The sequence below is a fragment of the Pseudoxanthomonas sp. LjRoot204_2 genome (assembly GCF_056175765.1).
Genome location: NZ_JBGFFG010000234.1, coordinates 1 through 5,342 on the forward strand (window position 1 = coordinate 1; position 5,342 = coordinate 5,342).

Genomic DNA, 5,342 nt, shown 5'->3' on the forward strand with positions numbered 1-5,342 from the left:
GCCCTGCACGGGCAGCGCGCGAAGCTCTGACGCTCACGTCATTCCGGTTCGGTAGAGTCGAGCTTGCTCGACTCCGCGCAGGCGTTACCCTTCCATCGACTGACCGGAAAGCAGCGGAGCGAGCTCCGCCCTACAGCGGCGGCATCGAGGTGATGTCGTCGGCGACCAGTTCGATCGCCATGACCAGTGCGTCCTCGCGACCATCGCGGGCCGGGTAGTAGCGCGGCCGGCGGCCGATCTCGTTGAAGCCTTCGCTGTGGTACAGCGCGATCGCGCCCGGATTGGACGGGCGCACTTCCAGGAAGACGCGCTGTGCGCGGTGGTCGCGGGCGATCTTCACCAGCGCGCGCAACAGGTGGCGACCGAGACCGCGCCCCTGGCGTTCCGGTGCCACACAGACGTTCAGCACATGCGCCTCGTCTGCCGCGATGCTCAGCAGGCCGTAGCCGATCACCAGTCCGTGTTCCGTCATCACCCATGACGGGTAACCGGCCTTCAGGCAATCCTTGAAGATGCCGCGCGTCCAGGGAAACGGATAGGCGCGCTGCTCGATCGCCATCACCGCGTCGAGGTCGCCCTCGCGCATCGGCCGCAGGCTGGACGTGGACCCCGGCGAGGCCTCGACGCCCAGCGCGCTCATGTCGCGATACCGCGGCGCAGGCGACGCAACAGCGGCCACAGCGCGCGCTTGGCGGCCGGGTTGCCGCGCAATTCCGCCGAACTCGGCCATTGCGCGATCAGGGCGGCGGCTTCCGGCGCATTGGGATTGCAGCCCGATGCGCGGATCAGCGCGAAATGCAGGCGGTCCGGCAGCTTCGCGCCACCGGTCCGGGGCGCCGATGCCTGGCGCACGGGTGCGGGTCGCTCGTCAGCGTCGGGTGCCGGTGGTCTTGCACGCGGCGCAGGCGTTGTCGGTGTCGCCGCCTCCGTGCGTACGTCCTGCATATCCACCCGAGCCGCCGCCGGGCCGCCGGCCTCGGTCGGCCAGTCGGCGGGCAGGTAGATGGCGTGGCCGAGTGCGCGAAGCCAGCCCTGCTGCTCGGCCGACCACAAACGGTCCGCCGCCAGCGTCATGCGGAAGCATCCTTGTGCCGGCGCGCGCGCTGCCACAGCCAGTAACCGGGGCCCGACAGCGCGTACACCACGCCCACCGCGAACAAGGTGCGCGGCAGGTCGATGAACAGGATCGCCAGCACCAGCGGCACCAGCGCCAGCACCACGAACGGAATGCGGTCGGCCTTCGCCCCGCCCTCGCCAGTGCCCTTGAAGCTCCAGAAGCGGATGCGGCTCACCATCAGCAGCGCCGCGACCAGCGTGACCGCCAGCGCCAGATAACGCAGTTCCTCGCCCGTCCAGCCCAGTTCGCCGTCGGCGAACGCCCATACGAAGGACATCATCAGTCCGGCGGCCGCCGGACTGGCCAGGCCGATGAACCACCGCTTGTCCACCGTGCCGACCTGCGTGTTGAAGCGCGCCAGGCGCAAGGCGGCGCACGCCGCATACAGGAATGCCACGACCCAGCCCACGCGCCCCATCACGCCACCGTCGAACTTCAGCGCCGACAGCGACCAGTGGTACATCACCAGCGCCGGCGCCAGGCCGAAGCTGACCAGGTCGGCCAGCGAGTCGTACTGCACGCCGAAATCGCTGCTGGTGCCCGTCAGGCGCGCCACGCGGCCATCGATGCCGTCCATCAGGCCCGCCACGAACACGGCGATGGCCGCATTCACGAACTGGCCGTTGGCGGCGGCGATGATCGCGAAGAACCCCGCGAACAGGCCCGCGGTGGTGAACAGGTTGGGCAGCAGGTAGATCCCGCGGGAGCGCGGGGGCGGCTTGATTTCGTTCATGGGTCGCAGTTTAGCCCAGCGCTCCCCTGCCCGGCTTGCCTGCGCGGCCCGGGGGTGCTGCAATCGGGTCCCCCGTGATCCGGAGCTTCCCATGCGCCTCCTGTCCTGCCTGTCCGTGCTGGCGCTCTGCCTCGCTACCGCCTCCGCCGTGCAGGCCCAGCAGGTCTACCAGTGGAAGGACAAGAACGGGGTGACGCACTACTCCGACAGCCCGCCGCCCAACCAGCAGGCTGCGCAGAACCGCCGCATCAACCAGCATGGTGCCGCGGCCGCGGATGCGCCGCAGCCGGCCGGCAAGCCGGTCGAAAACCCGCAGTGCACGACCGCGCGCGCCAACCTGCAGATGCTGGCGGCCACCAAAGGCCCGATCCAGCAGGACACCGACGGTGACGGCAAGCCTGACACCACGCTGGACGACACCGGTCGGGAGAACCAGCGCAATCTCGCCGAGGCCGCGGTGAAGGCCTACTGCAAGCCGGCCGCCGGCACCTGATCCGGCCGGATGCGCGCCTGGCTGGCGATCGCGGCAGGCATCGCACTGGGGGTCGGCGTCGCCTGGTGGCTCGGCCGGCAAGCCCCTGACGCCACATCGCGCAAGCAGGCGCGCCCGAACAACGCCGCGGCCGCCCAAGCGCGCGAAGCCCGTCCTTCTCTGTATCGCTGGCGCGACGACGCCGGCGTGCTGCAGATCACCGAGCAGCCGCCAAAGGGCCGGCGCTACGAACGCATCGACCGCGACACGCCCGCCGGCATCCGCGTGAGCGGCGACGCCGCGACCGACGCCGATTGACCCAGCGCCGCCCCGCGTGCGGCCAAGGCTGGCAAAATAGGCGATTCGCCCCTCCCGGATCCCCCTGCCGATGCGCCTGTCGCAGTTCCACCTCCGCACCACCAAGGAAACCCCGGCCGATGCCGAGCTGGTCAGCCACCAGCTGATGCTCCGCGCCGGCATGATCCGCAAGCTCGCAGCCGGCCTGTACACCTGGTCGCCGCTGGGCCTGCGCGTGCTGCGAAAGGTGGAAACCGTGGTACGCGAAGAGATGGACCGTGCCGGCGCGATCGAGATGATCATGCCGACCATCCAGCCGCGCGAGCTGTGGGAGGAGACCGGGCGCTGGGAGAAATTCGGCGGCCAGTTGCTGAAGATCACCGACCGCAAGGAGCAGCACTTCTGCTACAGCCCGACGGCCGAAGAGGCGGTGACCGACTTCGCGCGCCAGGAGCTGTCCAGCTACAAGCAGCTGCCGGTGAATTTCTACCAGATCCAGACCAAGTTCCGCGACGAGATCCGCCCGCGCTTCGGCGTGATGCGTGCGCGCGAGTTCGTGATGAAGGATGCCTACTCGTTCCACATCACCGRCGAGGACCTGGTGCGCGAGTACCGCAACATGCATGCGGCCTATACGCGCATCTTCACCCGCCTGGGCCTCGACTTCCGAGCGGTGCARGCCGACAGCGGCGCCATCGGCGGCGATGCCTCGCAGGAATTCCATGTGCTGGCCGATTCGGGCGAGGACGCCATCGCGTTCTCCACCGGCTCCGACTACGCCGCGAACGTCGAAGCCGCGCAGGCGGCGGCCCCGGGTCCGCGGCCGGCCGCCACGGAGACGTTGAGCAAGGTCGCCACGCCCACGCAGAAGACCTGCGAGGAGGTCGCCGCGCTGCTCGGCATCCCGCTGCAGCGCACGGTGAAGTCGGTCGCCGTCATGACCGACGCCGGCTTCGTGCTGGCACTGGTGCGCGGCGACCATGCCGTCAACGAGATCAAGCTGGGCAAGGTCGCCGGCATGGCCGACTACCGGCTGGCGACGGAGGCGGAAATCCTCGCCCACCTCGGCAGCGAACCGGGCTTCCTCGGCCCGATCGGCGCGAAGCAGGCGATCCGCGTGGTCGCCGACCGCGACGTGGCGGCGATGGCGGATTTCGTCGTCGGCGCCAACGAGGCCGGCTTCCATCTCGCCGGCGTCAACTGGGGTCGCGACCTGCCGGAACCGGAGACGGTGGCCGACATCCGCAACGTGGTCGCGGGCGACACGGCGGCCGACGGTGGAGAGATCCGCCTGGTGCGCGGCATCGAGGTGGGGCACGTGTTCCAGCTCGGCCGCAAGTACAGCGAAGCGATGAAGTTCACCGTGCTGGACGAAACCGGCAAGGCCGCCACGCCGGCCATGGGCTGCTACGGCATCGGCGTGTCGCGCATCGTCGCGGCGGCGATCGAGCAGAACCATGACGCCAACGGCATCGTCTGGCCCGCGCCGATGGCGCCGTGGGCTGTTGCGGTGTGCATGATCAATCCGAAGGACGACGCCGCGGTGAAGGATGCCGCCGAGGCGCTCCTCGCCGACCTGCACGCTGCCGGCATCGAAGCGGTGCTGGACGACCGCGGCCTGCGCCCGGGTGCGATGTTCGCCGACATCGAACTGATCGGCATTCCGCATCGGGTGGTGGTATCCGAGCGCGGGCTGGCGGCAGGCACGTTCGAATACCGTGCGCGTCGCGCGCAGGACGCGGAGAACATCGGCCGCGAGGACCTGCTCGCACGCCTGCGCGGCTGATGACGCGGGGATGCGCGAACCGGCATCCCCGCACCCCCGGGTTTGTGCGGCGATTCCGGGGTCGCTTACCATCGGACCACTGCCAAGGACGGGCTTTCCCTTCCTGACTGGAGATAGTTGATGTCGATCGACCTGCGTAACCTGTCCGCCAAGGAACTTGGCGCCTTGATCGAAAAGGCCAAGCAACAGCAGAGCAAGCTGGCCAAGCGCACGCCCATCGCGACGGTGCGCGGCAAGATCACCAAATTCGCCAAGGCCGAGGGCTACACGCTGGAGGAGCTGTTCGGCACCGGCGGCACGCGCCCCGCCAAGGCAGCGAGCAAGCCTGGCCCGCGCGCCGGCAAGAAGCTCGGCAAGGTTGCGCCGAAGTACCGCAACCCCGCCAATCCGAAGGAAACCTGGACCGGTCGCGGCAAGCATCCGCGCTGGATGGCCGCCCTAATCGCCAAGGGCAAGAAGGCCGAAGACTTCATCATCAAGAAGAAGTAACCGCGCTTCGCGTGATGGAAAGAAACGGGAGGCCTGGGCCTCCCGTTTCCGTTTGCGCGCGTCAGAGATTCTTGCGCGACGAGATCAGCAGGTTGCCGAACAGCAGGCCCGCGATCAGCGCCATCACCACGTTGGTGACGGCCAACAGCGCCGACTGGCCCACGCCGACATCCTGCTGCTGCACCAGCGTCAGCAGGCCGCGCAGGCTGGTGCTGCCGGGCACCAGCATCAGGATGCCCGGCACACGGATCAGCGCGCCCGGCCGGTTGGCCCAGCGCGCGAAGGCATTGCCGGCGGCGGTCAGCGTCAGGGCGGAGAGGAAGATGCCGACCGGCACGCCCCACGCCTGGCCCGCATAGCGGGAGATGCTGTAGCCGGCGATGGCGGCCGCCATCACCCAGAAATAGTCGCGACGATGCGCCTTGAACAACACGGCGAAAGCGTAGGC

At 69.1% G+C, this 5,342-nt stretch carries 7 protein-coding genes and 1 pseudogene; 4 read left to right on the forward strand and 4 right to left on the reverse strand.

From position 1 onward, the window contains the following. Window positions 1-130: 130 nt before the first annotated feature. The 3 genes from rimI to pssA are packed head-to-tail and all read right to left on the reverse strand — an operon-like array spanning window position 131 to window position 1,850. Window positions 131-640: a ribosomal protein S18-alanine N-acetyltransferase gene (rimI, locus tag AC04L7_RS11705; RefSeq protein WP_296279593.1), complete on the reverse strand. Its 510-nt coding sequence runs from the start codon at window positions 638-640 to the stop codon at window positions 131-133. Further along, window positions 637-1,074, reverse strand: coding sequence for an alanine acetyltransferase (locus AC04L7_RS11710; protein ID WP_299340490.1), 438 nt, complete (start codon window positions 1,072-1,074; stop codon window positions 637-639). The genes rimI and AC04L7_RS11710 overlap by 4 nt, the downstream gene beginning before the upstream one ends. Next, window positions 1,071-1,850 carry a CDP-diacylglycerol--serine O-phosphatidyltransferase gene (pssA, locus tag AC04L7_RS11715; RefSeq protein WP_296279591.1) on the reverse strand — a complete coding sequence of 260 codons (780 nt, stop codon included), beginning with the start codon at window positions 1,848-1,850 and terminating at the stop codon, window positions 1,071-1,073. Before pssA ends, AC04L7_RS11710 begins: the two co-directional genes overlap by 4 nt. A gap of 91 nt (window positions 1,851-1,941) precedes the next feature. Between pssA and AC04L7_RS11720 the strand changes: the two genes are divergently transcribed. The 4 genes and pseudogenes from AC04L7_RS11720 to AC04L7_RS11735 all read left to right on the forward strand — a co-directional run. Next, a complete protein-coding gene (locus tag AC04L7_RS11720; protein WP_435996877.1) occupies window positions 1,942-2,343 on the forward strand; it encodes a DUF4124 domain-containing protein in 402 nt (133 codons plus the stop codon). 9 nt (window positions 2,344-2,352) lie between these two features. After that, window positions 2,353-2,640, forward strand: a complete 288-nt coding sequence (locus tag AC04L7_RS11725; RefSeq protein ID WP_435996875.1) for a DUF4124 domain-containing protein — start codon at window positions 2,353-2,355, stop codon at window positions 2,638-2,640. Between the two features lie 70 nt (window positions 2,641-2,710). After that, complete coding sequence (locus AC04L7_RS11730) at window positions 2,711-4,405, forward strand: proline--tRNA ligase (RefSeq protein ID WP_475513058.1); 1,695 nt, start codon at window positions 2,711-2,713, stop codon at window positions 4,403-4,405. A gap of 120 nt (window positions 4,406-4,525) precedes the next feature. Further along, window positions 4,526-4,888, forward strand: a pseudogene (locus tag AC04L7_RS11735) (H-NS histone family protein); the annotation flags it as partial. Between the two features lie 67 nt (window positions 4,889-4,955). Here the strand turns inward: AC04L7_RS11735 and AC04L7_RS11740 are convergent. Beyond that, window positions 4,956-5,342 (reverse strand): threonine/serine exporter family protein (locus tag AC04L7_RS11740; protein ID WP_475513059.1); only part of this gene is annotated, 387 nt, incomplete at its 5' end.

Bases quoted from the DNA above. Each gene is read 5' to 3' on its own strand.
- AC04L7_RS11720 (WP_435996877.1), top strand. From the start codon at position 1,942: ATGCGCCTCCTGTCCTGCCTGTCCGTGCTGGCGCTCTGCCTCGCTACC.
- pssA (WP_296279591.1), bottom strand. From the start codon at position 1,850: ATGAACGAAATCAAGCCGCCCCCGCGCTCCCGCGGGATCTACCTGCTG.
- rimI (WP_296279593.1), bottom strand. From the start codon at position 640: ATGAGCGCGCTGGGCGTCGAGGCCTCGCCGGGGTCCACGTCCAGCCTG.
- AC04L7_RS11710 (WP_299340490.1), bottom strand. From the start codon at position 1,074: ATGACGCTGGCGGCGGACCGTTTGTGGTCGGCCGAGCAGCAGGGCTGG.
- AC04L7_RS11725 (WP_435996875.1), top strand. From the start codon at position 2,353: ATGCGCGCCTGGCTGGCGATCGCGGCAGGCATCGCACTGGGGGTCGGC.